This window comes from Burkholderia sp. CpTa8-5 (assembly GCF_017815045.1).
Classification (GTDB): Bacteria; Pseudomonadota; Gammaproteobacteria; order Burkholderiales; family Burkholderiaceae; genus Burkholderia; species Burkholderia sola.
Window position 1 is genome coordinate 503,074 of record NZ_JAGIQD010000002.1, and the last position, 26,849, is coordinate 529,922.

Annotated in this window: 23 protein-coding genes and 1 pseudogene; 19 read left to right on the plus strand and 5 right to left on the minus strand. The window is 67.8% G+C overall.

The window, feature by feature from the left end; translation table 11 throughout:
• Positions 1 to 46: 46 nt before the first annotated feature.
• Positions 47 to 160 (plus strand): annotated as a pseudogene (locus J8I35_RS34545) (thioesterase); the annotation flags it as partial.
• 43 nt (positions 161 to 203) lie between these two features.
• Here the strand turns inward: J8I35_RS34545 and J8I35_RS05625 are convergent.
• The 4 genes from J8I35_RS05625 to J8I35_RS05640 all read right to left on the minus strand — a co-directional run bounded on the left by J8I35_RS05625 (position 204) and on the right by J8I35_RS05640 (position 4,681).
• Positions 204 to 1,256 (minus strand): AI-2E family transporter, encoded by a 1,053-nt coding sequence (locus J8I35_RS05625; protein ID WP_050017367.1) that lies wholly within the window; start codon positions 1,254 to 1,256, stop codon positions 204 to 206.
• 232 nt (positions 1,257 to 1,488) lie between these two features.
• Entirely contained in the window at positions 1,489 to 2,073 is a 585-nt protein-coding gene (locus tag J8I35_RS05630; protein WP_209924739.1) for a YSC84-related protein, read from the minus strand.
• Positions 2,074 to 2,137: 64 nt separating this feature from the next.
• Positions 2,138 to 2,524: a DUF883 family protein gene (locus tag J8I35_RS05635; protein ID WP_011548207.1), complete on the minus strand. Its 387-nt coding sequence runs from the start codon at positions 2,522 to 2,524 to the stop codon at positions 2,138 to 2,140.
• Between the two features lie 285 nt (positions 2,525 to 2,809).
• Entirely contained in the window at positions 2,810 to 4,681 is a 1,872-nt protein-coding gene (locus J8I35_RS05640; RefSeq protein WP_209924740.1) for an ExeM/NucH family extracellular endonuclease, read from the minus strand.
• A 206-nt stretch (positions 4,682 to 4,887) separates the two neighbouring features.
• Here J8I35_RS05640 and J8I35_RS05645 point away from each other — a divergent pair, with 206 nt between their 5' ends.
• The 8 genes from J8I35_RS05645 to J8I35_RS05680 all read left to right on the plus strand — a co-directional run bounded on the left by J8I35_RS05645 (position 4,888) and on the right by J8I35_RS05680 (position 11,917).
• Entirely contained in the window at positions 4,888 to 5,241 is a 354-nt protein-coding gene (locus J8I35_RS05645) for a YciI family protein (RefSeq protein WP_006482933.1), read from the plus strand.
• Between the two features lie 125 nt (positions 5,242 to 5,366).
• Positions 5,367 to 5,786 carry a YciI family protein gene (locus tag J8I35_RS05650; protein ID WP_011548204.1) on the plus strand — a complete coding sequence of 140 codons (420 nt, stop codon included), beginning with the start codon at positions 5,367 to 5,369 and terminating at the stop codon, positions 5,784 to 5,786.
• Between the two features lie 26 nt (positions 5,787 to 5,812).
• A complete protein-coding gene (locus tag J8I35_RS05655; RefSeq protein WP_050017363.1) occupies positions 5,813 to 6,229 on the plus strand; it encodes a VOC family protein in 417 nt (138 codons plus the stop codon).
• Positions 6,226 to 7,494: an RNA polymerase sigma factor gene (locus J8I35_RS05660; RefSeq protein WP_209924741.1), complete on the plus strand. Its 1,269-nt coding sequence runs from the start codon at positions 6,226 to 6,228 to the stop codon at positions 7,492 to 7,494. Before J8I35_RS05655 ends, J8I35_RS05660 begins: the two co-directional genes overlap by 4 nt.
• A gap of 264 nt (positions 7,495 to 7,758) precedes the next feature.
• Positions 7,759 to 8,181, plus strand: a complete 423-nt coding sequence (locus J8I35_RS05665) for a rubrerythrin family protein (RefSeq protein ID WP_006479492.1) — start codon at positions 7,759 to 7,761, stop codon at positions 8,179 to 8,181.
• A 122-nt stretch (positions 8,182 to 8,303) separates the two neighbouring features.
• Positions 8,304 to 9,641 (plus strand): heterodisulfide reductase-related iron-sulfur binding cluster, encoded by a 1,338-nt coding sequence (locus J8I35_RS05670; protein ID WP_050017361.1) that lies wholly within the window; start codon positions 8,304 to 8,306, stop codon positions 9,639 to 9,641.
• A 28-nt stretch (positions 9,642 to 9,669) separates the two neighbouring features.
• The gene (locus tag J8I35_RS05675; protein WP_050017950.1) at positions 9,670 to 10,251 is read left to right on the plus strand and encodes a DUF3501 family protein; all 582 of its coding nucleotides are present in this window, start codon (positions 9,670 to 9,672) and stop codon (positions 10,249 to 10,251) included.
• 724 nt (positions 10,252 to 10,975) lie between these two features.
• On the plus strand, positions 10,976 to 11,917 hold the full coding sequence (locus J8I35_RS05680) for a transposase (RefSeq protein ID WP_050017951.1): 942 nt from the start codon (positions 10,976 to 10,978) through the stop codon (positions 11,915 to 11,917).
• A 117-nt stretch (positions 11,918 to 12,034) separates the two neighbouring features.
• Here J8I35_RS05680 and J8I35_RS05685 read toward each other — a convergent pair whose 3' ends face one another.
• A complete protein-coding gene (locus J8I35_RS05685) occupies positions 12,035 to 13,576 on the minus strand; it encodes a mannose-1-phosphate guanylyltransferase/mannose-6-phosphate isomerase (protein WP_050017952.1) in 1,542 nt (513 codons plus the stop codon).
• 431 nt (positions 13,577 to 14,007) lie between these two features.
• Here J8I35_RS05685 and J8I35_RS05690 point away from each other — a divergent pair, with 431 nt between their 5' ends.
• The 10 genes from J8I35_RS05690 (at position 14,008) to J8I35_RS05735 (ending at position 26,826) form a co-directional block, all read left to right on the plus strand.
• Entirely contained in the window at positions 14,008 to 15,381 is a 1,374-nt protein-coding gene (locus J8I35_RS05690) for an undecaprenyl-phosphate glucose phosphotransferase (RefSeq protein ID WP_050017977.1), read from the plus strand.
• A 74-nt stretch (positions 15,382 to 15,455) separates the two neighbouring features.
• Entirely contained in the window at positions 15,456 to 16,868 is a 1,413-nt protein-coding gene (locus tag J8I35_RS05695; protein ID WP_124553954.1) for a UDP-glucose/GDP-mannose dehydrogenase family protein, read from the plus strand.
• Positions 16,869 to 16,898: 30 nt separating this feature from the next.
• The gene (locus J8I35_RS05700) at positions 16,899 to 17,342 is read left to right on the plus strand and encodes a low molecular weight protein-tyrosine-phosphatase (RefSeq protein ID WP_006482944.1); all 444 of its coding nucleotides are present in this window, start codon (positions 16,899 to 16,901) and stop codon (positions 17,340 to 17,342) included.
• Positions 17,336 to 18,514, plus strand: coding sequence for a polysaccharide biosynthesis/export family protein (locus tag J8I35_RS05705; RefSeq protein WP_050017954.1), 1,179 nt, complete (start codon positions 17,336 to 17,338; stop codon positions 18,512 to 18,514). Before J8I35_RS05700 ends, J8I35_RS05705 begins: the two co-directional genes overlap by 7 nt.
• A gap of 51 nt (positions 18,515 to 18,565) precedes the next feature.
• A complete protein-coding gene (locus J8I35_RS05710) occupies positions 18,566 to 20,791 on the plus strand; it encodes a polysaccharide biosynthesis tyrosine autokinase (protein ID WP_050017955.1) in 2,226 nt (741 codons plus the stop codon).
• 62 nt (positions 20,792 to 20,853) lie between these two features.
• Complete coding sequence (locus J8I35_RS05715; protein WP_089489122.1) at positions 20,854 to 21,813, plus strand: glycosyltransferase family 2 protein; 960 nt, start codon at positions 20,854 to 20,856, stop codon at positions 21,811 to 21,813.
• Positions 21,814 to 21,856: 43 nt separating this feature from the next.
• Positions 21,857 to 23,002 carry a glycosyltransferase family 4 protein gene (locus J8I35_RS05720; protein WP_050017957.1) on the plus strand — a complete coding sequence of 382 codons (1,146 nt, stop codon included), beginning with the start codon at positions 21,857 to 21,859 and terminating at the stop codon, positions 23,000 to 23,002.
• A 10-nt stretch (positions 23,003 to 23,012) separates the two neighbouring features.
• Positions 23,013 to 24,479 (plus strand): glucose-6-phosphate isomerase, encoded by a 1,467-nt coding sequence (locus J8I35_RS05725; protein WP_209924742.1) that lies wholly within the window; start codon positions 23,013 to 23,015, stop codon positions 24,477 to 24,479.
• Positions 24,476 to 25,660: a glycosyltransferase family 4 protein gene (locus tag J8I35_RS05730; RefSeq protein WP_209924743.1), complete on the plus strand. Its 1,185-nt coding sequence runs from the start codon at positions 24,476 to 24,478 to the stop codon at positions 25,658 to 25,660. The genes J8I35_RS05725 and J8I35_RS05730 overlap by 4 nt, the downstream gene beginning before the upstream one ends.
• Positions 25,660 to 26,826: a glycosyltransferase family 4 protein gene (locus tag J8I35_RS05735; protein ID WP_050017960.1), complete on the plus strand. Its 1,167-nt coding sequence runs from the start codon at positions 25,660 to 25,662 to the stop codon at positions 26,824 to 26,826. The genes J8I35_RS05730 and J8I35_RS05735 overlap by 1 nt, the downstream gene beginning before the upstream one ends.
• Positions 26,827 to 26,849 lie beyond the last annotated feature (23 nt).

A 26,849-nucleotide genomic window follows, 5' to 3' on the forward strand; every position in this document is an offset into this window, starting at 1 on the left:
TATCGAGCGAGCCGAGTTCGATCAATCCGGCCGCAGTTGCACATGGCTGACGCCGGGCCGCGCGCATCGCGTCGGCCCGTATGGCGGCGTGATGACGGATGCGGCGGATGAAGCAACGGGCGCCGTGGCGCCCGTCGTGATCCCTATCCGTCATCCTTGACCGGCGAGGTCCGCACGCATGCGGATCGCCGGCCGGCCGCGCGTCATTCGCCCTGTTCGGCGCGCGCGTAGATGTCCCAGCTCGCCATGAACAGCGCGGCGACGAGCGGCCCGATCACGAAGCCGTTGATGCCGAACAGCGCCATCCCGCCGAGCGTCGAGATCAGCACGACCCAGTCGGGCATCTTCGTGTCCTTGCCGACGAGGATCGGGCGCAGCAGGTTGTCGACGAGGCCGATCACGCCGACGCAGAACGCGACGAGGATCACGCACTTCCATACCGCGCCGATCATCAGGAAGTAGAGCGCGGCCGGCACCCACACGAGGCTCGCGCCGATCGCGGGCAACAGCGACAGGAACGCCATCAGCGCGCCCCACAGCACGACGCCCTCGATCCCGAGGATCCAGAAGATCAGCCCGCCGAGCGCGCCCTGGACGAGCGCGACCGCGATGTTGCCCTTCACGGTCGCGCGCACGACCGTCGTGAATTTCGCGAGCAGCAGGTTCTTGTGCTCTTCGTCGAGCGGCAGCGCGCGGCGCACGCGGCGGCCGATCTCGCCGCCGTCGCGCAGCAGGAAGAACACCATGTACAGCATCACGCCGAAGCTCACGACGAACTGGAACGTGTTCTGGCCGATGCTGAGCGCCTGGGTGGCCGCGAACTGGCTGATCTGCGCGGCGCCGTCGGTCAGCTTCTTCTGGATGCCCGGGATGTTGGTCAGCCCGTATTTCTGCAGCAGGTTCTGGATCGACGTCGGCAGCGCGTGGATGATGTCATGGAAGTACTGCGAATAATTCGGCTGCGCATCCTTGAGTTCCTGGTACACGTACGCGATTTCCTGTACGAGCGTCGCCGTGACGAACACGAGCGGCAGGATCACGATCAGGATGATCAGCGACATCGTGACGAGCGCGGCCAGATTGCGCCGCTTGCCGAAGCGTGCGGCGAGCCAGCGCTGCACGGGCTGGAACAGGATCGCGAGAATGGTGCCCCAGAAGACGGCGCCGGAGAATGGCGCGAGGATCCAGCAGAGTCCGACGGTGACCGCGAACAGCAGGAAGTAGAAGAATTTTTGGTGATCGTGTCCGCTATCCATGGGTACATTCGCGCAGATTGATGCGTGGTTTGATTGAATCTCGTTGCCCCGCGCGCGATCGGTTCGCGAACGTCAGGTTCGCGGCGCAATGCGCGGCCGGGCGGCCCATGCGGAGTATGCCCGCAAAGGTGCCGCCATCATAGCCGCTGCGTGAGACACATGCGAAAACGCCGCGGCCGGGGCCGCGGCGCTGCCGGGAAGCGAACGCGGCGCGAGGCCGCGTGCCGGATCGTCAGATGTTGAGCTTGGTGACCTTCGTGCCGTTCACCGACAGGTCGCCCATCAGGCCCGCGTTGGTCAGGACCAGCACTTCCACCGGTGCGGTAGCCGTGTTGGAGTCGACCGTGCCGTTCGCGCCGACCTTCACGACCGCGACCGACGCGTCGGCGCCGGCCGACCAGCCGTCCGACTTGCGGAACGAGTCGAGCGCATCCTGCGTCATGAACAGGAACACGACCGCCTTCGATTGCGCGCCGGCCTGCAGGCCGACCGACAGCGACGACGTGTTGTAGTAGCCGACGGTGCTGCCGCCGACGCGCAGCGCGCCGTTGCCGGACTGGGCGCCGACGATGAAGCCGGCTTGCAGCACATTCGGGAACACGAGGACGCCGCGTGCTTTCGAGACCAGGTCGCGCGAGCCGGGCACCGTCGAATACAGGCGCGACAGCGTCGCATTCACGCTGGCGTCGATCGACTCGCGCTTCGACGCGCTGGCCGCGGCGCTATCGGGTTTGCCGGACGTGGTCGTGCAACCGGCGAGGGCGAGGCTGCCGAGCATCACGGCGGCGGCGGCTTTCATGGCGAGGGATTTCTGCATGGCGTTTCTCCTTCGTTGTCTGATGGGTGACGGGCGAGGCGGGCGGCGGTACACGCCGCCCCGTTCAACGGCGGGAAAGGAGCAGGCCCGCAACGAACGCAAGGCCCGCGACGACGCCGGCGGTTTGCCACGGGTTCTCGTGCACGACTTGCGACACGCGTTCGGCCGAATCGCGCAGCCGGGCGGCCGCGCTGCCCGACGCATAGTCGAGCGCGCCGCGTGCTTCATCGAGGCGGGATTGCACGCGCTTGCGCAGTGCGGCGATATCGCCATCGCCATCGTTTTTCAGCAGATCTTCCAGTTCGTCGACTAGCCCGCGCAGATCGTCGGTCACGTCGGCATGCAGATCGCGGGCAGCCGCGCGCGTCGTGCGGCCCACGCGTCGGCCGGTGCGACGGATATCGGACAGCCCGCGGTCCAGCTTGTGTTCGATCGAGTCGGTAAGCGCCATGGTGTTTATCCTCCTTTGATTCCAGGCAATTTGAAGATAAGACGAATCGCTGCAACTGATGTGATTCACTTGATCCGATTGAGTTTCGAGACAAATTTTCAATTCGTCGGCAGGATCGCCGGGGAACCCCGTCGCGCGGGGCGGCGCTGCGGTTGAAAAAATTTCGCGCGTCGGGGCGATACAGCGTGTCGAGCAGCGGATCGCAGTGAAGGTGCGGTAAATATGGCGCCGCCACCGGCATCAGGTAAATAGTGCCGTTGCAGGTTGAGCGCTGATGCAAATGCACTACTCGACGCCCGGTCGAGGCGCACGATTCGTGCCTGATGCCGGCTGCGGGCCGGTATCGTTCAGTGCGACGTCGATGACGACGGGATCGTGGTCCGACGAGCGGTAGGCGTCCGGTGCGTAATAAGCCGACCGTCGCGTGCGCGTTTTGTAATCGGGCACGGATTGCAGCGCGACCGGTTCGTCCGCATTGATGTGCCAGAACCGCACGGCCTTCACGCGCGCGGCGAGCGGCGGCGTGGCGAGCGCGTGGTCGAGATTGCCGGCTTCGCCGCGAAATACGTAGCTGTACGCAGCATCGCCGACGAAGTGCGCAACCAGGTTCGCGTAGCCGCGCGCTTCGAGCGTGCGGACCGGGTCTTCCTTTGCATAACTGTTCAGATCGCCGATCAGCAGCACGCCGTCGGCCGCGACGCCCGTCGGCGACGTGGCGAGCCAGTCGGCGACGCGTGCGGCCGCCCGCGTGCGCGCCGCATTCCAGCAGCCCTGGCCGTCCGACTGGTCGAGATCGGCGCCGCTCGCGTGCGGGCAGTTCTTCGACTTCAGGTGATTGACCGCGACCGTGAACGCACGCGTGCCGCCGATGCGCCGGAATGTCTGCGCGAGCGGCGGGCGGTGCCGGCCGCCGAGCGAGACGGTGGCGGCGCGCCCGACCGGCTCGATCGTGCGGCTGTCGTACAGCAGCGCGACCGCGATCGCGTCGCGGCCCAGGCGCGCGGTGCCGGGATCGACCGCGCGCCAGCCGTCGCCGAGTTGCGCGGCGAGCCGACGGATGGCGCTCGCGTCGCCGTGGCCGTTGTTCGCGATTTCCATCAGCCCGATCACGTCGGCGCGCAGCGCGCGCAACGCCGCGACGATCTTCGCTTCCTGCCGCGCGAACGCGGCGGGCGTTTTCGCGCCGCGGTTGGCCGGCGCGTCGAATCCGCCGCCACGGCCGTCGCCGTTGAAATAGTTGAAGACGTTGAACGACACGATGCGCACGTCGGCATCGGGATGCCGGGCCGGCGCCGCGGTGCGCGGGTTCGCGGCGGCATTGAATACGGGCGCCGCGCCGGCCACCGGTTGCAGCCGCCATGTACCGTAGCGCAACTCGAGCACGCCTTCGACGCCGCGTACCGTGTAGCCCGCGCGCAGCGTGTTGGCGGCGTTCAGCGCGGGCGGCGGATAGCGGACGGTCGCCGGGTCGCGGCGGTTCGAACCGTCGTCGAGCACGAGGCGATTCAATGCGTTGGCCGCTGCCTGCGCGGCAGCGTCGGCCGGCGGCGCGACCTGGGTCGGCACGCGCAGCCGGCCGTTGCTCAGCACGATGCTGCCGTAGCGGCCGAGTTCGTAGGTATCGCTGACCGTCAGCGTTTGCGGCAGGCGTACGCGCATGGCTTCGTGCGCGGCGAGGACGGCGGGCGACGCAACCGGCAGCGCGAGCGCGGCCGGCGTGACCGTCTGCCCGCGTGCGCAGACGGTCACGCGGCCCGACAGCGTGAGCTGCGTCCGGCCGTATTTCTCGTCGACCTTGCCGGTCAGACGCACGAGATCGCCGGGTTCTGCGCGCGCATTCGGTGCGTAGACGAACAGGCCTTCCGGAACGCCCGGCCGGTGTTGCCGTTGCGCGTCGGCCTGCTGGACGAAGAAGCCGCCGAGGCCGTCGGCGCCGCCGAACGCCGCGGTGACGACCGCTTCGATCGACGTCGTTTGCCCGGCGAGCCGCGACGGACCGCCGGTGCGGCGGATCTCGGCGATCGCCGTGGCGGGGCCGCCGCAACCGCTGCCGACCGGCAGCGCGGCGGGGGTCGACCGCGCGCAGAAGGCCACGGACAGCACGGCGGACAACACGAGGAACAGCGCGACGGCAAGCAGGGGGAGCGGGCGTGACATGGGACGGTCCACAGGATGAAAATCCGACAGTTCGGGACCGCATCTTGAAGGCAAAATGTCAGGCTGCGGCCGAAATGGCCGTTCGGCCATTGCCGGTTGGCCAACGATGCGGCAAGCCGCCCCGCGGCTGTTACGCTTTCGCACCGGGCGTCGTGTGCCGCTCGGCCGCTGCATGTCGCCGCACCCCGTTCCCACAGGAGAAATCCATGTCTTACATGCTGTTGATTGTCGAACCGACCGAGCAGCGCGCCGAGCGCACGCTCGACGAAGGCCAGGCGCTCTATGCGCGGATGGTCGATTTCGCCGAGTCGCTGAAGGCGCGCGGCGTGCTGCGCGGCGTCGAGTCGCTGGAACGGTCCGAGCGCGGCACGCGCGTGCAGGTGCGCGACGGCGAGACGCGTCTGCTCGACGGGCCGTTCGCGGAGGCGAAGGAGATGGTCGGCGGCTTCTTCCTCGTCGACGTCGACACGCGCGAGGAAGCGATCGAAATCGCGCGCCAGTGCCCGGCCGCGCAATGGTGCACGGTCGAGGTGCGCGCGGTCGGCCCGTGCTTTCTGTGAGCGTCGCGACTCGGTATTTACCCTGATTTGTCGTGGCGCGTGTCGATCCGGCCGTCTTCCGCCCGTCGTCCGGGTAAGGCGCCACGGAACGGGCGCCGCTTTCCACCGACGACAAGGAGTGAACGATGCGATTCATGATCATGATCCGGGCGAATGCCGTCAGCGAATCCGACGCGTTGCCGGACAACCGGCTGGTCGAGGCGATGACGGTCTATCACGAGGAACTGGCGAAGGCCGGCGTGCTGCTCGACGCCAACGGCCTGAGGCCGAGCGCCCACGGCTGGCGCGTGCGCTACACGGGCGGCAAGGGCACGGTGATCGACGGCCCGTTCGCCGAAACGAAGGAACTGATCGCCGGCTACACGCTGATTCAGGTGCGCTCGCGCGACGAGGCGCTCGAATGGACGCGCCGGTTCCCCGCGCCGTTCGGCGCCGAGCTCGATTGCGAGATCGAGGTGCGGCCGCTGTTCGAGCTCGACGACCTGACGCCGAGCGACGCGGTCGAGCGGTTCCGCGATCTCCACGTCGGCCGCAGCCACGCCTGAATCCAATCTCACCGGGAGCACCCGTCATGCACAAGATGGTTTTCATCAACCTGCCGGTAGCCGACCTGCCGCGCGCGAAGACGTTCTACCAGGCGCTCGGCTTCGAGGTCGTGCCGGCCTATACCAACGAGCAGGCCGCCTGCATCAAGATCAGCGATGCGATCTTCGCGATGCTGCTCGTGCGGCCGTTTTTCCAGACCTTCACCGACAAGACCATCATCGATCCGGCGACGCACATCCAGGTGCTGTCGTGCCTGTCGTGCGATAGCCGCGCCGAAGTCGACACGCTCGTCGCGAAGGCGCTGGCGGCCGGCGGGGCCGCGCCGCAGGCGCCGCGCGAGTACCCGAACATGTACGGCCACGGGTTCACCGATCCGGACGGCCACACGTGGGAACTGATGGCCATGCCGCTGGAGGCGTCCGCCCAGGGGCAGGCGTCGTGACGCATGAGGCGACGCATCGTGCGATCGAAGCGGTCTGGCGAATCGAGGCGCCGAAGATCATCGCGCGCGCCGCGCGCGTGGTGCGCGACGTCGGCGTGGCCGAGGAACTGGCGCAGGACACGCTCGTCGCGGCGCTCGAGCACTGGCCCATCGACGGCGTGCCCGACAACCCGGCCGCCTGGCTGATGACGGCCGTGAAGCGTCGCGCGCTCGACCGGGTCCGGCAGGAGTCGCTTCATTCGGCCAAGCGCGACCAGCTTGGCCACGAGATGGACGCGCTCGAAGCGCACGTCGTCCCCGACATCGCCGATGCGCTCGCCGACGCGCGCGACGACGACATCGGCGACGATCTGCTGCGGCTGATCTTCACGTCGTGCCACCCGGTGCTGTCGACCGACGCGCGCGTCGCGCTGACGCTGCGGCTGCTCGGCGGGCTGACGACGGGCGAGATCGCGCGCGCATTCCTGACGCCGGAGCCGACGATCGCGCAGCGGATCGTGCGCGCGAAGCGCACGCTCGCGGCCGCGCACGTGCCGTTCGAGGTGCCGGCCGCCGATGCGCGGCCCGCGCGGCTCGCGTCGGTGCTCGAAGTGATCTATCTCGTGTTCAACGAAGGCCATGCGGCGACGGCGGGCGACGACTGGATGCGCCCGGCGCTGTGCGACGAGGCGTTGCGGCTCGGCCGCGTGCTGGCCGGCCTCGCGCCGGACGAAAGCGAAGTGCTCGGGCTCGTCGCGCTGATGGAGTTGCAGGCGTCGCGCATGCATGCCCGCGTCGACGCGCAGGGCCGGCCCGTGCTGCTGCTCGACCAGGACCGCAGCCGCTGGGATCCGTTGCTGATCCGGCGCGGCCTCGCGGCGCTGGAGCGGGCGACGAAGCTCGGCGGCGTGCGCGGGCCGTATGCGCTGCAGGCCGCGCTTGCCGCGTGCCACGCGCGGGCGCGGCACGCGGCGGACACGGATTGGGCGCAGATCGTCGCGCTGTATGACGCGCTCGCCGAAGTCGCGCCGTCGCCGGTCGTCGAGCTGAATCGCGCGGTCGCGGTGGGGATGGCGTTCGGGCCGGCCGCCGCGCTCGAACTCGTCGACGTGCTGCGCGACGATCCGGCGCTCGCGCGCTATCACTGGCTGCCGAGCGTGCGCGGCGATCTGCTCGCGAAGCTCGGCCGCGCCGACGAGGCGAAGCTGGAATTCCGCCGCGCGGCGGAACTGACGCGCAACGAGCGTGAGCGCGAATTGCTGCTGAAGCGCGCGATGGATGCGTGACGCGTGACGCGCGCGGCGCCGCCGCGCACCGCACGATACCCGCCGTCCCGTCCGCTCCCGCGCACCGCATGGCGCCCGTCTTCCCGCCATCCGCCGCACACCGCCCCCCGACACTATCGCCCGCATTGAAAAAGCCTATTGGGGGATGCGAACGCGAGCGCCTAGATTGAAGAGCACGACGCGCGCCCGGCGCACGCATCGTTCCCCACATATCTGATCGGCCCGGCGTCGCACGCGGCCGCGCCGACTCGAACGGAGGCGCAAATGGCTCAACTCAAGGGCAGCAAGACCGAAGAGAACCTGAAGGCCGCATTCGCGGGCGAATCGCAGGCGAATCGGCGCTATCTGTATTTCGCGTCGAAGGCCGACGTCGAGGGGCAGAACGACGTCGCCGCGCTGTTCCGCTCGACCGCCGAAGGCGAAACCGGCCATGCGCACGGCCATCTCGAATACCTGGAAACCGTCGGCGATCCGGCCACGGGCCTGCCGTTCGGTTCGTCGCGGCTGAATCTCGAATCGGCGATCGCCGGCGAAACGCACGAATACACCGACATGTATCCGGGCATGGCGAAAACCGCGCGCGACGAGGGGTTCGACGAAATCGCGAACTGGTTCGAGACGCTCGCGAAGGCCGAACGCAGCCACGCGAACCGCTACACGAAGGCGCTCGACAGTCTCGTCGACTGACGGGCCGCCGCGGGCCGTACGGCATCGCGGTGCGACCGGCACGCGGCCGGCTGTTCGTTCATCGCCGCCCGCATCGTGCGGGCGGTGCGCTTGCGCACATGCGCGTCATGCGGGAGCGCCCCATGCCCCACAAGGAAGGCAGTCTCGAAGCGCCGACCCGGCATCCGCTCGACTGGCAGTCCGAAGCGTTCTACGACCAGGCCGAGATCGATGCGGAAATGACCCGCGTATTCGACATCTGCGCCGGCTGCCGGCGCTGCGTGTCGCTGTGCGGCGCGTTTCCGGCGCTGTTCGACCTGGTCGACGACACGCCGATGGGCGACGTCGAAGATGTGCCGAAGGAAGCGTTCGGCAAGGTCGTCGACCAGTGCTATCTGTGCGACCTCTGCTACATGACGAAATGCCCGTACGTGCCGCCGCATGCATGGAACGTCGACTTCCCGCACCTGATGTTGCGCGGCAAGGCCGCGCGTTACAAGCGCGGCGAAGCGACGCTGCGCGACAAGGTGCTGTCGAATACCGATGCGCTCGGCCATTTCGCCGGCATTCCGGTCGTCACGCAGACGATCAACGCGGTGAACCGCACGCCGCCCGCGCGCCACGCGCTCGAAGCGGCGCTCGGCGTCGATCGCCATGCGTGGCTGCCGGAGTTCGCGCCGCGCACGTTCCGGCGCGCAGCCGAGCGCTCGGCGAACCCGCCCGTGCGCGACGGCGAACGCACGCCCGGCAAGGTCGCGATCTACGCGACGTGCTACGTGAATTTCAACGAGCCGGGGATCGGCCACGACCTGCTCGCGATCCTCGCGCACAACGAGATCCCGTACGAACTCGTCACGCGCGAAGCGTGCTGCGGGATGCCGCTGCTGGAGCAAGGCAACCTCGCCGGCGTCGCCGCGAAGCAGGCGGTGAACATCCCGGTGCTCGAACGCTACGCACGTGAAGGCTATGCGCTGATCGGCGCGATCCCGAGCTGCGTGCTGATGTACAAGAGCGAGCTGCCGCTGATGTTTCCCGCCGACCCGGCCGTGCGCGCGGTGGCCGACGCGTTCTGGGACCCGTTCGAATACGTGATCGCGCGCCATCGCGACGGGCTGCTGAAGACCGATTTCAAGACCGGCCTCGGCAGTGTGTCGTATCACGTGCCGTGCCATGCGCGCGTGCAGAACATCGGTCGCAAGACGGCCGATGCGCTGTCGCTCGTGCCCGATACGCGCGTGACCGTCGTCGAGCGTTGCTCGGGCCACGCGGGCACGTTCGGCGTGAAGAAGGAATTTCATGCGGACGCGATGCGGATCGGCACGCCGGTGTTCAAGGCGATGGCCGAGCCGCGGCCGGACGTCGTGTCGTCCGACTGCGCGCTCGCCGGCCATCACATCGTGCAGGGCATCGACGAGAACGGGCTGCCGCCGGCGCCGCTCGCGCATCCGCTGACGCTGCTGCGGCGCGCGTACGGCATCTGAGCGGCGGCCGGCCATCACGAGGACTTCCATGACGCTGACCCGCGACTCCCTGCTGACGCTCGAAGCGTACGCGAAGATCCGCAAGGCCGAACACGCGCGACTCGTCGCGTACAAGCGCCGCCGCGCGGTGGCGCTCGGCAACCACCTGCGTTTTCTGTTCGAGGACGAGACGACGATCCGTTATCAGATCCACGAGATGCTGCATATCGAGAAGATCTTCGACGAAGCCGGCATCGAAGGGGAACTGGAAGCGTATCTGCCGCTGGTGCCCGACGGCACCAACCTGAAGGCGACGATGCAGATCGAGTACGAGCACGAGATCGAACGGCGCGCGGCGCTCGCGCGGCTGATCGGTGTCGAGGATCGCGTGTACCTGCGGGTCGACGGGCACGCGAGCGTCTACGCGATCGCCGACGAGGATCTCGAGCGCGACAACGCGGAGAAGACGTCGGCCGTGCACTTCGTCCGCTTCGAGTTCGATGCGCCGATGCGCGCGGCGCTCAAGGGCGGGGCGGCGCTGTCGATCGGCTGCGATCATCCGGCCTACACGATGCCCGCGCAGCGCATCGACGCGGACGTGACCGCGTCGCTGGCAGGCGATCTGCGCTAGCGCCGCCGTCGTCGCGAGCCGCGCAAGCCGGCTTCCCCCTTTCCGTTCGGACCCGAAACAGCCGCGTCGCAGCCCTGCGGCGCGGCCGCTTGCCGGTTGCGGCGAAAATGTAACAAGCGTGACGGATTTGCATGCGGGGACAGAGTGGGCGCGCCGCGTCAGCGTATTTTCATTCCTCGCAGCGAAACAATAAAAAGATTGTGCATCGAGATAATTTGATTCAGGTCAAATTGAATGATTTACCGATTCGTGAATAACTTGTTACGAATTTTTCCCTGATTTACCGATTCCCCGTAACCCTTCCGGAAGAGCTTGCCGGCTAGGGTCGGAGCAGGCGGAAACTGCCGTTTCAGCGCATTCTTCAGACGCTGCGGAGCCCCGCCAGACGGGCCTTTGCAGCCATCGGCATAAAGATCCCGCAAAAAATTCAAGCGTAAATGGATTGCTCGCCGATGGCAGGTTGTTTCAGTGCGTAACATTAAGTCATTGTCATATTGAGATAAACCCTGAGGATGGTATGCTTCGTGCACAAAAATTCCCACATTGGAGTGAGACCGCGATTTGTGCGCCATTGCCGGGAATCGCGGCACCGTGAAAGTGCGGTGTCGCCCGGTATGCACAACGCCGGATAACCATAATGTGCAACCTGGCCGCCCCGCGACGCGATGTGTCGTGACGGCGCCGCCAATCGCAGCCCCGGCCTGGCTGCGTGGAGAGATTGACTATGTTCTTCGATGAGCTTAACGATGAAGAGTGGTTTCGCCTTTCAGCGCTGATCGCCGATGAACCCATCAGGCTGAACCGTCGTGGGCGTCCACGTGCCGAACCGCGCGTCGTCGCGAACGCGGTGCTCTGGATCCTGACGACCGGCGAAGCCTGGTCCAAGCTGCCCGGCCGCTATCCGTCCGGGCCGACGTGCCGCCGTCGCTACGAGGAGTGGCTCGCGAACGGCACGCTGCTGAAGATGATCGACGTGCTGACCCAGTTCAGCGGGCGCACGTTCGCGTATATTCCGCCGCCGCCGGAGGCCGTCGTGCCGGCCCGCCGCGCGGAGCCCGCGCCCGACAACGACCGTCTGCGCGGCGTGTTCTGGCAGAACCCCGAGTCGTGGCAATTGCCAGGCGCGCAGGCAAACGTTTGGCAGGGCGAGGGTGCGTCGCTGAGCGCGATGGCGGACGACCCGATGGACGGCCGCGCCGACGTGTCGTTTACCGTGCCCGGTGCGCCGGCCGCGGAGTTGCGGCATGCGCGGGCGTCGGCCGCGAGCTTCGCCGCGGCCGAGCCGCAGGTCGACGAGTATCGCGGCTATACGATCAGCGGCATCGCGCAGCCCGTGCAGAACCTGATGTATCGCGCGTGGGCCGAGATCTCGCAGGACGACCGTCGGGTCGAACGCTCGGGCCTGATCGGCCCGCGCTTCACCGACGCCGAGGCGGCCGAGCAGTACGCGCTCGACTGGGCGCGCCAGTGGATCGATCGCCACGGTGCGAGCGACGCACCGGCGCGCGAGCCGCAGGGCGAAGTGCTGGCCGGCTTGTCGGCGCTGGCGCGCGCGGAATCGGACATCAAGCGCTTCATCGCCGAGCGTCGCGCGGGCGCGTTGTCGGAAAGCCGCAACGATCCCGTGCAGGCGGAGCGTCGCGAGTACGCGTACCGCGTGGGCTGATCGCCGTTGCCGTGTCACGCGCGGCCCGTCGTGTGCCACGACGCCCGCGCGGAAGTCCCGTGTCTCCATGTCTGCTTAGGGCGCCGCGCGAAGCGGCGCCCTGTGTTGCATGACGCGTTACTGCCGGCCGTAGGTATCGTCGAAGCGGACGATGTCGTCCTCGCCGAGATACGCCCCTGATTGCACCTCGATCAGCTCGAGCGGCATCTTGCCCGGGTTTTCCAGGCGGTGCGACACGCCGAGCGGAATGTACGTCGATTCGTTTTCGGACAGCAGGAACGTTTCGTCGCCGCGCGTGATGCGCGCGGTGCCGCGCACGACGATCCAGTGTTCGGCGCGGTGGTGGTGCATCTGCAGCGACAGTTGCGCGCCCGGCTTCACGACGATGCGTTTCACCTGGAAGCGCTCGCCCGTGTCGACCGAGTCGTAGTGGCCCCACGGACGATGCACCTTGCGGTGATCGGTCGCTTCGGTGCCTTGTCGCGCCTTGATGTGCCCGACGATCTTCTTCACGTCCTGCACGCGCGATTTATCCGCGACGAGCACGGCGTCGGGCGTTTCGACGACGACCAGGTTTTGCGTGCCGACGCACGCGACGAGCCGGCTTTCCGAATGCGCGAACGTCGAGTCGGCGCCTTCGAACAACACGTGCCCGCGGCCGACGTTCCCGGCGTCGTCCTTCGGCGAGATCTGCCAGATCGCGTCCCACGAGCCGACGTCCGACCAGCCCGCGTCGAGCGGCACGACGACGCTTTCGCACAGTTGCGGCAGGCTCGCGAGCGGTTCCATCACCGCGTAGTCGATCGAGTTCGACGGCGACGCGGCGAACGCATCGCGATCGACGCGGAAGAAATCGCCGTCTTCCTTGCCCTGTGCGACCGCCTGTTCGCAGGCCGCGTAGATCTCGGGTTCGAGCTGCCGGATCGCCTTGAGCCAGACCGACGCGCGCACGATGAAGATCCCGCTGTTCCACCAGTATTCGCCCGACGCGACGTACTGCTGCGCGAGTTCGAGATGCGGCTTCTCGACGAAACGGTCGAGGCGGCGTACGTCGAGGCCGCCCGTGCCGGCGTCGCCGAGCGGCGCGCCGACGCGGATATAGCCGTAGCCGGTTTCCGCGTGCTTCGGCACGATGCCCATCGTCGCGATCTTGCCTTGCGCCGCGCAGTGCACGCCGGCCGCGACGGCCGCGTGAAAGCGCGGCACGTCCGCGACCGCATGGTCGGCGGGCATCACGGTCATCACCGCGTCGTTGCCGCCGGCGACGAGCCGCAACGCGGCGAGCGTCAGCGCGGGCGCGGTGTCGCGGCCGAGCGGCTCGAGCATGATGGTCGCGTGCTTGGCCGTCAGGCGCAGCTGTTCGGCGGTCGTGAAGCGGTGATCCTCGCCGCACACGATCAGCACGTCGTCGTTCAGCGGGTGATCGGCGATCAAGCCGTCGAGGCGCAGTGCGGTGGACTGCAGCAGCGAATGATCGCCGAGCAGGCCGATCAGCTGTTTCGGAAAGCGCTCGCGCGACATTGGCCACAGGCGCGTGCCGGAACCGCCGGCGAGAATCACGGGCTGCACGGCGAGGCGGGTACCGACGGCGGGCGTGCCGACGATGGGGGCGGCGGAAGAAGAATGGCGCGTTTCGGCGACCACTGCCGGAGCATTCATGATGACACTCTCCACGGTTGAAGTCAGTGCCTGTCGTTGTAGCATGAAGTAAATCGACAATAAAACCAGACCCAATGCCGGATATCCGCCGCGCCGTCATCTGGAAGAACTTTCCGCGGTAGCACCGGCCGCAAATAAAAAAATAAAAAATAATTCCCGGCGCCAGCCTGCCGCGCCCGCCCGCAAAGGGCGAGCGGAAAGCGTAAAGATTCAGAAAAAATCCCCGATCGAGCCCGATTCGGGAAATCCTGCCGATTTAATTAAAAAAGATCGCGGCAAGAATTTCCGATTATTTTTCGAAATACTTGTGCGCTTGAGGATGAATTTTCTTGTCGCTTCAATAGCGTCATGCAACGTTTGAATCGAATGTGCGGCACGGGTCGCGCAAGGCGCTGTTCGGCAAACGCCTGTTCAAAGAAGAGGAAACAGACATGTTGAGCGTGCTGGCGAGAGTCATCGATATCGCGATGGTCGTGACGGGCGCGCTGATCGCGGCTGCGTTGCACGACGGCAGCATCGGGCTCAGCGACCTGCAGCGCACGACGGTGCTGTTCGACTGCCTGCTGGTCGTCGTGTTCTTTCCGGCCATCGGCATCTACCAGTCGTGGCGCGGCAAGCGTCTCGTCGGGCTGGTGGTGCGCGTGGCGTTCGCGTGGCTCGCGGTCGAGCTCGCGGGCATCCTGATGAGTTTCAGTTTTCACCAGTCGGGCGACCTGTCGCGGCTGTGGCTCGGCTACTGGGCGCTCGTGACGATGGCGCTGCTCGCCGGCTCGAAGACCTGCGTGCACGTCGTGCTGCGGCAGTTGCGCCGCGGCGGCTACAACCTGAAGGCGGTCGCGATCGTCGGCGGCACGCCGGCGGCGCGGCGGCTGATCGCGCAGATGCGGGCGCGGCCGGAAGCCGGCTTCAACCCTGTGTGCGTGTACGACGAAAGCGAGGCGCCGGGCGAAGTCGCGCTCGACGACGTGCGCATCGAGCGGCAGTTCGAATCGCTGGTGTGGCTGGTGCGCAGCCGCGCGATCAGCGAGCTGTGGCTCACGCTGCCGATCACGGAGGAGCGCCGGATTCACCAGATCGTGACGGTGTTCCGCCACGACTTCGTGAACATCCGCTTCATCCCGGACGTGCGCACGCTGTCGTTCTTCAACCAGGAAGTGGTCGAGGTGCTCGGCGTGCCGGCGATCAACCTCGCGGCGTCGCCGATCACCGACGTGCGGATCCTGCCGAAGTTCGTGTTCGACCGGCTGTTCGCGCTGGCGGCGCTCGCCGCGCTCGCGCCGGTGATGGTGCTGATCGCGGCGCTGATCAAGCTGACCTCGCGCGGGCCGGTGTTCTTTCGGCAGAAGCGCAAGGGCATCGACGGGCACGAGTTCGAGATCTACAAGTTTCGCTCGATGAAGGTGCACCAGGAAGTGGCCGGGCAGGTCACGCAGGCGACCAAGAACGACTCGCGCGTGACGCCGGTCGGCCGGTTCCTGCGGCGCACGAGCCTCGACGAGCTGCCGCAGTTCATCAACGTGCTGAAGGGCGAGATGTCGGTGGTCGGCCCGCGCCCGCATGCGCTCGCGCACGACGACATCTACAAGGATCTGGTCAAGGGCTACATGTTCCGCTACCGGATCAAGCCCGGCATCACCGGGTGGGCGCAGATCAACGGCTATCGCGGCGAGACCGACCAGATCGAGAAGATGATGGGCCGCGTGAAGCTCGACCTGTACTACATGCAGAACTGGTCGTTCTGGCTCGACATCAAGATCGTCGTGCTGACGCTGTGGAAAGGCTTCACCGGCAGCAACGCGTACTGACACCGACGCGCTGCGTCGCACAGGCATTCGGGTTTTCCGAATTTCGAATCATTGGTCAAGGGGTCCGACACATCATGAATCTGACTATCATCGGCAGCGGTTACGTAGGGCTTGTCACCGGCGCCTGTCTCGCCGACATCGGGCACGACGTGTTCTGTCTCGACGTCGACCAGGCAAAGATCGACATCCTGAACAACGGCGGCGTGCCGATCCACGAGCCGGGCCTGAAGGAAGTGATCGCGCGCAACCGCTCGGCCGGCCGCCTGCGCTTCTCGACCGACATCGAGGCCGCGGTCGCGCACGGCGACGTGCAGTTCATCGCGGTCGGCACGCCGCCCGACGAGGACGGCTCGGCCGACCTGCAATACGTGCTCGCGGCGGCGCGCAACATCGGCCGCTACATGACCGGCTTCAAGGTGATCGTCGACAAGTCGACGGTGCCGGTCGGCACGGCCGAGCGCGTGCGCGCGGCGGTTGCCGAGGAGCTCGCGAAGCGCGGCGGCGACCAGATGTTCTCGGTCGTGTCGAATCCGGAATTCCTGAAGGAAGGCGCGGCTGTCGACGATTTCACGCGGCCGGACCGCATCGTGATCGGCTGCGACGACGACGTGCCGGGCGAGCGCGCGCGCGAGCTGATGAAGAAGCTCTACGCGCCGTTCAACCGCAATCACGAGCGCACGCTGTACATGGACGTGCGCTCGGCCGAGTTCACGAAATACGCGGCGAACGCGATGCTCGCGACGCGCATCTCGTTCATGAACGAGCTGGCGAACCTCGCCGACCGCTTCGGCGCGGACATCGAGGCCGTGCGCCGCGGGATCGGCTCCGATCCGCGCATCGGCTACCACTTCCTGTACGCCGGCTGCGGCTACGGCGGCTCGTGCTTCCCGAAGGACGTCGAGGCGCTGATCCGCACGGCCGACGAGCACGGCCAGTCGCTGCAGATCCTGAAGGCCGTGTCGTCGGTCAACGCGACGCAAAAGCGCGTGCTCGCCGACAAGATCGTCGCGCGTTTCGGCGAGGACCTGAGCGGCCGCACGTTCGCGCTGTGGGGCCTGGCCTTCAAGCCGAACACCGACGACATGCGCGAGGCGCCGAGCCGCGAGCTGATCGCCGAGCTGCTGTCGCGCGGCGCGCGCGTCGCCGCGTACGACCCGGTCGCGCAGCAGGAAGCGCGCCGCGTGCTCGCGCTCGATCTCGCCGATCACCCGAGCTGGCTCGAGCGCCTGTCGTTCGTCGACGACGAGGCGCAGGCTGCGCGCGACGCCGACGCGCTCGTGATCGTCACCGAATGGAAGGCGTTCAAGAGCCCCGACTTCGTCGCGCTCGGCCGCCTGTGGAAGGCGCCCGTGATCTTCGACGGCCGCAACCTGTACGAGCCGGAGACGATGAGCGAGCAGGGCATCGAGTACCACCCGATCGGCCGGCCGGGCTCGCGCCAGGCCGTCGCCGCGCGCGTGCCGGGCGCCGCGCGCGCGAGCGCGTAACCCGTTTTTCGTCACTCGTTACGAGACGCCATGTTCCGGAACATCCTGATCGTCTGCCACGCGAACGTCTGCCGCAGCCCGGCGGCGGAAATGCTGTTCAAGTCGCACGCCGCGTCGCGCGGCGGCCCGCGTCCGACGTTTCATTCGGCCGGCGTCCACGCGAACGACGGCGACGGCATCGATCCGGTGATGCGGCAACTGCTGGCCGAGCGGGGCGTCGATGCGACGACCCATCGCTCGCGGCGGCTGTCGCGCCGGATCGTGCGCGACGCCGACCTGATTCTCGTCAGCGAGCGCCGACAGATCGCGGCCGTCGAAGCGGTCGATCCGTTCGCACGCGGCAAGGTCCACCTGCTCGGCAAGTGGGAAGGGGCCGAGATCGCGGACCCGCACGGCGGCCCCGAGGCCGACTACCGCGAGAGCTACTCACTGATCGAACGTCTGGTTCAAGGATGGCTACAGAAACTATGCTGAAACGCCCGATGCGCCCGGTGGCGCTTGCCGTCGCGCTGACGACTTTCCTGTCAGCCTGTGCAACCGCGCCCGGCAACTACCTCGACTCGTCGAACCTGAAGGACGAAGGCCGGCAGGAAGCGGCCGAAACCTATCCGGTTCATTACATCGACGCCAAAGTGGTGATGGACCAGCTGCAGAAAGCACAGGTCGATCATCCGCTGCCGCCCGGGCGCTATACCGATCCGTCGCAGTACACGTATCGCGTCGGCCCGCAGGACATCCTCGGCGTCACCGTGTGGGACCACCCGGAGCTGACGACGCCGCAGGGCCAGTCGTTCTCGAGCGGCGGCAACACGACGCAATCGGTCGCGGGCGCGTTGCAGCAGCCGTATACGACCGCGCTGCCGGGCCAGGCCGATCCGTACGGCCAGACGGTTGCCGCCGACGGCACGATCTTCTTCCCGTTCGTCGGCCGCATTCGCGTGGCGGGCAAGACGGTCGCGCAGATCCGCGACGAGATGGCGTCCAGCCTGTCGCGCTACGTGAAGAATCCGCAGCTCGACGTGCGCGTGCTGTCGTTCCGCAGCCAGAAGGTGCAGGTGACGGGCGAGGTGAAGCAGCCGGGCCCGCTCGCGGTGAGCGACGTGCCGCTCACGCTCGTCGACGCGATCTCGCGCTCCGGCGGCTCGACCGCCGAAGCCGACCTGCAGCGCGTGCGCCTGACGCGCGACGGCAAGCTGTACACGCTCGACGCGAACGGCGTGCTCGATCGCGGCGAGGTGAAGCAGAACGTGATGCTGCAGCCGGGCGACATCGTCAACGTGCCGGATCGCAGCGACAGCCGCGTGTTCATCATGGGCGAGGTCAAGACGCCGGTCACGGTGCCGATGCTCAAGGGCAGGCTGACCATCGCCGACGCGCTGACCGCGGGCGGCGGGATCCTCGACACCGATGCGAACCCGCGCAAGATCTACGTGATGCGCGGCATGCGCGACAACCCGACGAAGCCCGAAGTGTTCCGCCTCGACATGACGCAGCCCGATGCGCTGATGCTGTCGAGCCGCTTCCCGCTTCAGCCGCTCGACGTCGTCTACGTCAGCACGGCCGGCTCGGTGCAGTTCAACCGTGTGCTGCAGCAGGTGCTGCCGACGATCCAGACGATCTTCTACATGCGGCAAATCACGCGCTGATAGCCCGCCGGGGCGGCGTCCGCCCCCCCGGCACCACTCAAGCGGGAACGAATGGTGAACACGCAAGCGAAACACTCCTACGCGGACCTGACCGCGAAGACCGAGGAAGAGGACTTCGTTCTCGGCCAGTTGCTCCAGGTGATCATGGACGACATCTGGCTGCTGATCGGCATCGCGGTGACGGTCATCGCGCTCGCCGGCCTCTACTGCTTCATCGCGAAGCCGGTCTACCAGGCGGACGTGCACGTGCGGGTCGAGGGCAACGACAACACGTCGCAGGCGCTCACGCAGACGCAGACGGGCGCGTCGATCAACAGCGGCCCGCAGCAGGCGCCGACCGACGCGGAAATCGAGATCATCAAGAGCCGCGGCGTGGTCACGCCGGTCGTCGAGCAGTTCAAGCTGAACTTTTCGATCGCGCCGAAGACGCTGCCGGTGCTCGGCAGCCTCGCCGCGCGCCTCGCGACGCCGGGCGAGCCGTCGCGGCCGTGGCTCGGCCTGAAATCGTACGCGTGGGGCGGCGAGCTCGCCGACGTCGACTCGATCAGCGTCGTGCCGGCGCTCGAAGGCAAGAAGCTGACGCTGACGGCCGGCCCGAACGGCACCTATTCGCTGGTCGACGAGAACGGCACGCGGCTGCTGGCCGGCCGCGTCGGCGAAGCGGCGCAGGGCGGCGGCGTGACGCTGCTCGTGCAGAAGCTCGTCGCGCGCCCCGGCACGCAATTCACGGTGGTGCGCTACAACGATCTCGACGCGATCAGCGGCTTCCAGGCCGGCATCCAGGTGAGCGAGCAGGGCAAGCAGACGGGCGTCGTGCAGATTTCGCTGGAAGGCAAGGATCCGGACCAGACCGCCGCGATCGCGAACGCGCTCGCGCAGTCGTACCTGAACCAGCACGTGGTCGCGAAGCAGGCGGAAGCGACCAAGATGCTCGACTTCCTGAAGGGCGAGGAGCCGCGCCTGAAGGCCGACCTCGAACGCGCGGAAGCCGCGCTCACGCAATACCAGCGCACGTCGGGTTCGATCAACGCGAGCGACGAGGCGAAGGTCTACCTCCAGGGCAGCGTGCAATACGAACAGCAGATCGCCGCGCAGCGCCTGCAGCTCGCGTCGCTCGCGCAGCGCTTCACCGATTCGCACCCGATGGTGATCGCCGCGAAGCAGCAGCTCGCGGAGCTGCAGGGCGAGAAGGACAAGTTCAGCAACCGCTTCCGCAGCCTGCCGGCGACCGAGGTGAAGGCCGTCCAGCTGCAGCGCGACGCGAAGGTCGCCGAGGACATCTACGTGCTGCTGCTGAACCGCGTGCAGGAGCTGTCGGTGCAGAAGGCAGGCACGGGCGGCAACATCCACCTGATCGACTCGGCGCTGCGTCCGGGCGCGCCGGTCAAGCCGAAGAAGGTGCTGATCCTGTCGGCCGCCGTGTTCCTCGGGCTGATCCTCGGCACGGGCGTCGTGTTCCTGCGTCGCAACCTGTTCCAGGGCATCGAGGATCCCGACCGCATCGAGCGCACGTTCAACCTGCCGCTGTACGGGCTGGTGCCGCAAAGCGCCGAGCAGGTGAAGCTCGACGCGGCCGCGGAGAAGGGCGGCAGCCGTGCGCGGCCGATCCTCGCGAGCCTGCGTCCGAAGGACCTGAGCGTCGAAAGCATGCGCAGCCTGCGCACCGCGATGCAGTTCGCGATGATGGACGCGAAGAACCGCGTGATCGTGCTGACCGGCCCGACGCCGGGCATCGGCAAGAGCTTCCTGACGGTCAACCTCGCGGTGCTGCTCGCGCATTCGGGCAAGCGCGTGCTGCTGATCGACGCCGACATGCGCCGCGGGATGCTCGACCGCTACTTCGGCCTGACCGTGCAGCCGGGCCTGTCCGAGCTGCTGAGCGATCAGTCGCCGCTCGAGGAAGCGATCCGCGAGACGCCGGTGCAGGGCCTGTCGTTCATCGCGGCCGGCACGCGCCCGCCGAATCCGTCGGAGCTGCTGATGTCGACGCGCCTGCCGCAATACCTCGAAGGGCTCGGCAAGCGCTACGACGTCGTGCTGATCGATTCGCCGCCGGTGCTGGCGGTGACCGACGCAACCATCATCGGCCGCATGGCCGGCTCGACGTTCCTCGTGCTGCGCTCGGGCATGCATACCGAAGGCGAGATCGCCGATGCGATCAAGCGCCTGCGCACCGCGGGGGTCGACCTGGAAGGCGGGATCTTCAACGGCGTGCCGCCGAAGGCGCGCGGCTACGGCCGCGGCTATGCGGCCGTGCACGAATACCTGAGCGCTTGATCGCATTTCACGACACCGGGCCGGCGCGAGCGGTGCCTGCCCGGCCGACTGGAGAATCCTTGATGAAAATTTCCGTGCTCGTTCCGACCTATCGGCGTCCCGCCGACCTCGCGCGCTGCCTGCTGGCGCTGCAGCGGCAGCAGCGGCTGCCCGACGAGGTGATCGTCGTCGCGCGCCCGGAGGACGACGCCACGCACGAACGGCTCGCCGATCCGGCGGTCGGCGGCGCGCTGCCGCTACGCATCGTGCCGGTCGAGGTGGCCGGCCAGGTCGCCGCGCTGAACAAGGGGCTCGACTCGGTGAACGGCGACATCGTCGCGATCACCGACGACGATGCGGCGCCGCACGCGGACTGGCTCGCGCGCATCGAAGCCGCGTTCCTGTCCGACCCGCGCGTGGGTGCGGTCGGCGGGCGCGACTGGGTGCACGAGAAGGGCCGCTTGCTCGACGAATCGCGCGAGCTCGTTGGCCAGCTCACGCTGTCGGGCAAGATCATCGGCAATCATCACCTTGGCGTCGGCGGTGCGCGCGCCGTCGACATGCTCAAAGGCGCGAACATGAGCTACCGCCGCGCGGCGATCGAACGGCTGCGCTTCGACACGCGGCTGCGCGGCGCCGGCGCGCAGGTGCACAACGACATGGCGTTCAGCATGGAGGTGCAGCGCGCGGGCTGGACGCTGCTGTACGACCCGGCGATCGCGGTCGACCATTTCCCGGCCGAGCGCTTCGACGACGACCGGCGCGATGCGGCGTCGCTGAACGCGATCAGCAACGGCGCGTACAACCTGCAACTGACGCTGCGGGAGCATCTGCCGCCGGTACGGCGCGAGATCGCGTGGTGGTGGTGGACGCTGGTCGGCACACGCGTCTATCCGGGCTTTGCGCACGTGCTGCTGGCGCTGCCGACCGCGCGGCGTGCCCGCGTGCTCGCGCACTGGCGCGCGGTGCGCCGCGGCGCGCGCGATGCGCGTCGCACCGATCTTGCCCCCCATCGTGCGGCGATGCCGCCGGTGACGTCTTGAACGGCCTGCGCGCCTCGCGCGCGGCCATGCCCGGAGGGCTCGCATGACCACGAAGGCTGCAACGAACGTTCACGTCCATCTGTTCTACGGCGCCGATCCGCGTACCTACCGGAAAGGCGACGACATCGGCTGCCTGTACGGCTATCACCACGCCGAATCCGACGAATTCCGGCTGACCTATTCGCAGGACGGCCGCGAGAACCGCGTCGTGAGCCTCGCGCGCCGCGCGCTGAAGGCGGCGCTCGGCTTCGATATCGTGCATGCGTGGCGCAACCGCGCGACGTTGCTCGCGACCGACGTGATCTGGACGCATACCGAGCAGGAGCATCTGGCCGCCGCGCTGATCCTCAAGCTCGCCGGCGCGCAGGGCAAGCGCCCGCTGCTGCTCGCGCAGAGCGTGTGGCTGTTCGACAAGTGGGGCAGCTTCGGCGGCCCGCGCCGCTGGCTGTACCGCAAGCTGCTCGCGCGCGCCGACGCGCTGACCACGCTCGCCCGCGACAACGCCGACCTGTGCCGCCGCATCCTCGGGCGCGAAGCCGAGTTCGTTTATTACGGGCTGAACACGCAGGATTTCCCGCCGGTCGAGCCGCGGCAATGGCAGCCGAACCGGCCGCTGCGGATCGCCGCGATCGGCAACGACCGCGATCGCGACTGGCGCACGTTCCTCGCCGCGTTCGGCGGCGACGAACGCTACGACGTGCGGCTCGCGACGCGCCGCCGCGTGCCGCGCGAATGGCATGCGCCGAACGTGAAGATCGGCCCGGCGTCGGGGCTCGCGAAGCAGCACGAACTGTACGCGTGGGCCGACGTGATCGTCGTGCCGCTGCGGCCGAATTTCCATGCGTCCGGCATCACCGTGATGCTCGAGGCGGCGGCCGTCGGCAAGCCGATGATCGTGTCCGACGTGGGCGGCCTGAGCGACTACTTCCCGCACGATACGGCCGCCTATGTGCCGGCGTTCGACGCGCAGGCGATGCGCCAGGCCGCCGACCGCTTCGTCGCCGATCCGGCGGCGGCGCTCGACTGCGCGCGGGCCGCCGCCGCCTGCCTGCGCGAGCGCGACCTGACCACGCAGGCGTTCGCCGAGCAGCACGTGCGGATCACGCGCGACATGCTGCGCCGGCGCCGCACGCCCGCGGCGGCCGGCGTCGCGATGCCGCTCGCCGATTCGCACCCTTCGTCGCAGTGAGCGCGGATCGATGAGTACGATTGCCGCCGAACGCGCGCCGTCGCGCACCCGCAGCTGGTTCGCCGAACCGAAGCACTGGGCCGGGCAGGCCGGGCTGTGGACGTTGACCGCCGCGCTGATCGCGATCCACCAGGGCAAGGTGCTGACGCTCGCGTTCCCGGTGCTGGCCATCGGGGTCGGCATCTGGCTGTATTTCAAGAGCCCGGCGCGCTATGTCGGCTTCATGTGGTGGGTGTGGTTCCTGAGCCCGGAAGTGCGGCGTCTGGCCGACTGGTCCAAGGGCGCGTTCACGCCGACGAGCCTGATCCAGGTCGCGCCGCTCGCGGTGACGATGATCGCCGGCCTGGGGCTCATCCGGCATTACCGCGTGCTCGCGCAGCGACGCGGGATTCCGGTGCTGCTGATCCTGTTCGGGCTCGTGTATGCGTACCTGGTCGGGATCGTGTCGAGCGGCGTGATGGCCGCAACCTACGACCTCGCGAACTGGCTGTACCCGATCCTGATCGGCTTTCACATCATGGTGAACGCGCGCAACTATCCGGAGTATCGCGACGTGCTGCTGTCCTCCTTCATGTGGGGCATGCTCGTGATGGGCGTGTACGGCGTCGTGCAGTACTTCGTGATGCCGCAGTGGGACGTGCTGTGGATGGTCGGCTCGCAGATGGGCTCGCAGGGTGAGCCGGTGCCGTACGGCGTGCGCGTGTTCAGCACGATGAATTCGTCCGGGCCGTTCGCGTTCGCGATGATGGGTGCGCTGGTGTTCGTGCTGGTCGCGCCGCAGAAGATCCGCTGGTTCGCGGGCGCGGCCGGTTTCGTGTCGTTCGCGCTGTGTCTCGTGCGCTCGACCTGGGGCGGCTGGGTGATCGCGCTCGCGATCCAGCTCGTGCAATCGAGCAACCGCGTGCGGATGCGGATCCTGATCAGCGGCGTCGTGCTGGTCGGGCTGTGCGTGCCGCTCTTGACCGTCGGCCCGGTGGCCGACCGGCTCGGCGCGCGCCTGCAGTCGATCACGAACCTGAAGGACGACCGCAGCTACGACGACCGCAACAAGTTCTACGCGACCTTCGCGCAGACGGCGTTCACCGACGTCGCCGGCGAAGGGATGGGCGCGACCGGCGCGTCCACGAAGCTGTCGAGCGACAGCGGCGAGCTCGGCAAGTACGGCAGCTTCGACAGCGGCGTGATGAACGTGCCGTTCGTGCTCGGCTGGCCCGGCACGCTGCTGTATCTCGCCGGCGTCGTGATGCTGTTCGGCCGCACGCTGCGCGCGGCGTTCAAGCTGCGCCAGGACAAGTTCGTCGGCGCGTGCCTGAGCCTGTGCCTGTCGACCTTCGCGATGCTCGTATTCACGAACTCGCTGATCGGCACCGGCGGCCTGCTGATGTTCACAGCCATTTTTTCGATACTTGCCGCGGCGCACTGGCAGAAGGCGCAACGCCTGCTGGCCGCCGCGCGTTCACGGGGAGGCGACCATTGAGAATCGCGATCGTCACGCACGTCGTGCGACATAACGACGGGCAGGGCCGCGTCAATTACGAAATCGCGCGCGCGGCGCTGGCCGAACACTACGAGGTCACGCTGGTCGCGTCGCATGTCGCGCCCGAGTTGCTGGCCGATCCGCGCGTGCGCTGGGTGCCGGTGAAGGTCGGCGGCTTCTGGCCGTCGAATCTCGTCAAGCAGCAGGTGTTCGCGCTGAAAAGCGCGGCGTGGCTGCGCGCGCACCGTGGCGAATACGACGTGCTGCACGTGAACGGCTTCATCTCGTGGATCAAGGCCGACGTGAATACCGCGCACTTCGTGCACGGCGGCTGGTTCAAGAGTGCGTACTATCCGTTCGGACCCACCAAGGGGCTGTGGTCGGCCTACCAGTACGTCTATACGCGTGTGAATACCGTGCTCGAGCGCTGGGCGTACAAGCGTTCGCGCGCGATCACGGCGGTGTCGCAGAAGGTGGCCGACGAGATCGCCGGGCTCGGCATCGACAGCGGCAAGATCAGCGTGATCTACAACGGCGTCGACGGCAGCGCGTTCGCGGGCGCGCAGGCCGATCGCGCGGCGTTCAAGCTGCCGGCCGACGCGTTCCTGCTGCTGTTCGTCGGCGACCTGCGCACGCCGCGCAAGAACCTCGGCACCGTGCTGAAGGCGCTGACGAAGCTGCCGGCGAACGTGCATCTGGCGGTGGCAGGCTATCTGCCCGGCAGCCCGTATCCGGAAGAAGCGCGCGCGCTCGGCATCGATTCGCGCGTGCATTTCCTCGGGCTCGTGAAGAACATGCCGACGCTGATGCGCTCGGTCGACGCGTACGTTTTTCCGTCGCGCTACGAAGCGATGAGCCTGTCGCTGCTGGAGGCGATGGCGGCCGGTCTGCCGGTCGTCACCGCGCGCACGGCGGGCGGCGCGGAAATCATCACGCGCGAATGCGGGATCGTGCTGGAGGATCCGGACGATCCGGCCGCGCTCGCGCAGGCGATCGGCGCGCTCGCGGCATCGCGCGACACCTGTCGCGCGATGGGCGACGCGGCCCGCGAACTGATGACCCGTTTCGGCTGGGCGCACATGGGCGCCCAGTACGTCGCGCTTTACCGGCGCATCGGCCAACCCACGCAGCCGTCCGCGTTCGAGCGGGTCGAGCATGCAATCACGCAGGAGCAACCGTGATGTCCCACTCTTCCCGGCCGATCAAATCGTTGCAGATCGGCATGCACTGGTTCCCCGAACGCGCGGGCGGCCTCGACCGGATGTACTACTCGCTCGTCGGCGCGCTGCCCGGCGCGGGCGTCGAGGTGCGCGGGCTCGTCGCCGGCTCGCCGAAGGTCGCCGACGACACGGGCGGCGCGATCCAGGGCTTCGGGCCCGCGTCGCAGCCGCTCGCGCGCCGGATGCTCGCCGCGCGGCGTGCGCTGCGCGACGAGATCCGCAGCGAACGGCCGGACGTGATTTCGTCGCACTTCGCGCTGTACACGTTCCCGGGCCTCGACGTGACGCGCGGGATTCCGCAGGTGTCGCACTTCCAGGGGCCGTGGGCCGACGAAAGCCAGGTCGAGGGCGCCGCGTCGCTCGGGCAGCGCGCGAAGCGCTATCTCGAACAGGCCGTCTATACGCGCTCGTCGCGGTTGATCGTGCTGTCGCAGGCGTTCGGCCAGATCCTGACGCACCGCTACGGGATCGATCCGTCGCGGGTGCGCGTGATTCCCGGCTGCGTCGATACCGCGCAGTTCGACACGCCGCTCACGCCGGCCGAGGCGCGGCACAAGCTGCAACTGCCGCAGGACCGGCCGATCGTGCTCGCCGTGCGCCGGCTCGTGCGGCGCATGGGGCTGGAGGACCTGATCGACGCGATCGGCATCGTCAAGCGCCGTCACCCGGACGTGCTGCTGCTCATCGCCGGCAAGGGCAAGATCGGCGAGGAACTGCAGCAGCGCATCGACGAAGCGGGGCTGCAGGACAACGTGAAGCTGCTCGGCTTCGTGCCCGATCATCATCTCGCGGCGCTGTACCGCGCGGCGACGGTCAGCGTCGTGCCGACGGTCGCGCTCGAGGGCTTCGGGTTGATCACCGTCGAATCGCTGGCATCCGGCACGCCGGTGCTGGTGACGCCGGTCGGCGGGCTGCCGGAGGCGGTCGCCGGGTTGTCGAACGATCTCGTGCTGCCGTCGACGGGCGCCGATGCGATCGCCGAAGGGCTCGGCGGTGCGCTGTCAGGGGCGATCACGTTGCCCGACGAGGTCGCGTGCAAGCGCTATGCGCGCGATCATTTCGACAACGCGGTGATCGCGCGACGCGTGGCTGGCGTGTACGAAGAGGCGATTCAGGCGGCAGGCTGAACGCTCGCGGCGCGCAGCGGAGC

What these genes read in the sequence shown, in the direction of transcription:
- J8I35_RS05625 (WP_050017367.1), bottom strand. Translation starts at nt 1,256, where the DNA reads ATGGATAGCGGACACGATCACCAAAAATTCTTCTACTTCCTGCTGTTC.
- J8I35_RS05630 (WP_209924739.1), bottom strand. Translation starts at nt 2,073, where the DNA reads ATGCAGAAATCCCTCGCCATGAAAGCCGCCGCCGCCGTGATGCTCGGC.
- J8I35_RS05635 (WP_011548207.1), bottom strand. Translation starts at nt 2,524, where the DNA reads ATGGCGCTTACCGACTCGATCGAACACAAGCTGGACCGCGGGCTGTCC.
- J8I35_RS05640 (WP_209924740.1), bottom strand. Translation starts at nt 4,681, where the DNA reads ATGTCACGCCCGCTCCCCCTGCTTGCCGTCGCGCTGTTCCTCGTGTTG.
- J8I35_RS05645 (WP_006482933.1), top strand. Translation starts at nt 4,888, where the DNA reads ATGTCTTACATGCTGTTGATTGTCGAACCGACCGAGCAGCGCGCCGAG.
- J8I35_RS05650 (WP_011548204.1), top strand. Translation starts at nt 5,367, where the DNA reads ATGCGATTCATGATCATGATCCGGGCGAATGCCGTCAGCGAATCCGAC.
- J8I35_RS05655 (WP_050017363.1), top strand. Translation starts at nt 5,813, where the DNA reads ATGCACAAGATGGTTTTCATCAACCTGCCGGTAGCCGACCTGCCGCGC.
- J8I35_RS05665 (WP_006479492.1), top strand. Translation starts at nt 7,759, where the DNA reads ATGGCTCAACTCAAGGGCAGCAAGACCGAAGAGAACCTGAAGGCCGCA.
- J8I35_RS05670 (WP_050017361.1), top strand. Translation starts at nt 8,304, where the DNA reads ATGCCCCACAAGGAAGGCAGTCTCGAAGCGCCGACCCGGCATCCGCTC.
- J8I35_RS05675 (WP_050017950.1), top strand. Translation starts at nt 9,670, where the DNA reads ATGACGCTGACCCGCGACTCCCTGCTGACGCTCGAAGCGTACGCGAAG.
- J8I35_RS05680 (WP_050017951.1), top strand. Translation starts at nt 10,976, where the DNA reads ATGTTCTTCGATGAGCTTAACGATGAAGAGTGGTTTCGCCTTTCAGCG.
- J8I35_RS05685 (WP_050017952.1), bottom strand. Translation starts at nt 13,576, where the DNA reads ATGAATGCTCCGGCAGTGGTCGCCGAAACGCGCCATTCTTCTTCCGCC.
- J8I35_RS05690 (WP_050017977.1), top strand. Translation starts at nt 14,008, where the DNA reads ATGTTGAGCGTGCTGGCGAGAGTCATCGATATCGCGATGGTCGTGACG.
- J8I35_RS05695 (WP_124553954.1), top strand. Translation starts at nt 15,456, where the DNA reads ATGAATCTGACTATCATCGGCAGCGGTTACGTAGGGCTTGTCACCGGC.
- J8I35_RS05700 (WP_006482944.1), top strand. Translation starts at nt 16,899, where the DNA reads ATGTTCCGGAACATCCTGATCGTCTGCCACGCGAACGTCTGCCGCAGC.
- J8I35_RS05705 (WP_050017954.1), top strand. Translation starts at nt 17,336, where the DNA reads ATGCTGAAACGCCCGATGCGCCCGGTGGCGCTTGCCGTCGCGCTGACG.
- J8I35_RS05710 (WP_050017955.1), top strand. Translation starts at nt 18,566, where the DNA reads ATGGTGAACACGCAAGCGAAACACTCCTACGCGGACCTGACCGCGAAG.
- J8I35_RS05715 (WP_089489122.1), top strand. Translation starts at nt 20,854, where the DNA reads ATGAAAATTTCCGTGCTCGTTCCGACCTATCGGCGTCCCGCCGACCTC.
- J8I35_RS05720 (WP_050017957.1), top strand. Translation starts at nt 21,857, where the DNA reads ATGACCACGAAGGCTGCAACGAACGTTCACGTCCATCTGTTCTACGGC.
- J8I35_RS05725 (WP_209924742.1), top strand. Translation starts at nt 23,013, where the DNA reads ATGAGTACGATTGCCGCCGAACGCGCGCCGTCGCGCACCCGCAGCTGG.
- J8I35_RS05735 (WP_050017960.1), top strand. Translation starts at nt 25,660, where the DNA reads ATGTCCCACTCTTCCCGGCCGATCAAATCGTTGCAGATCGGCATGCAC.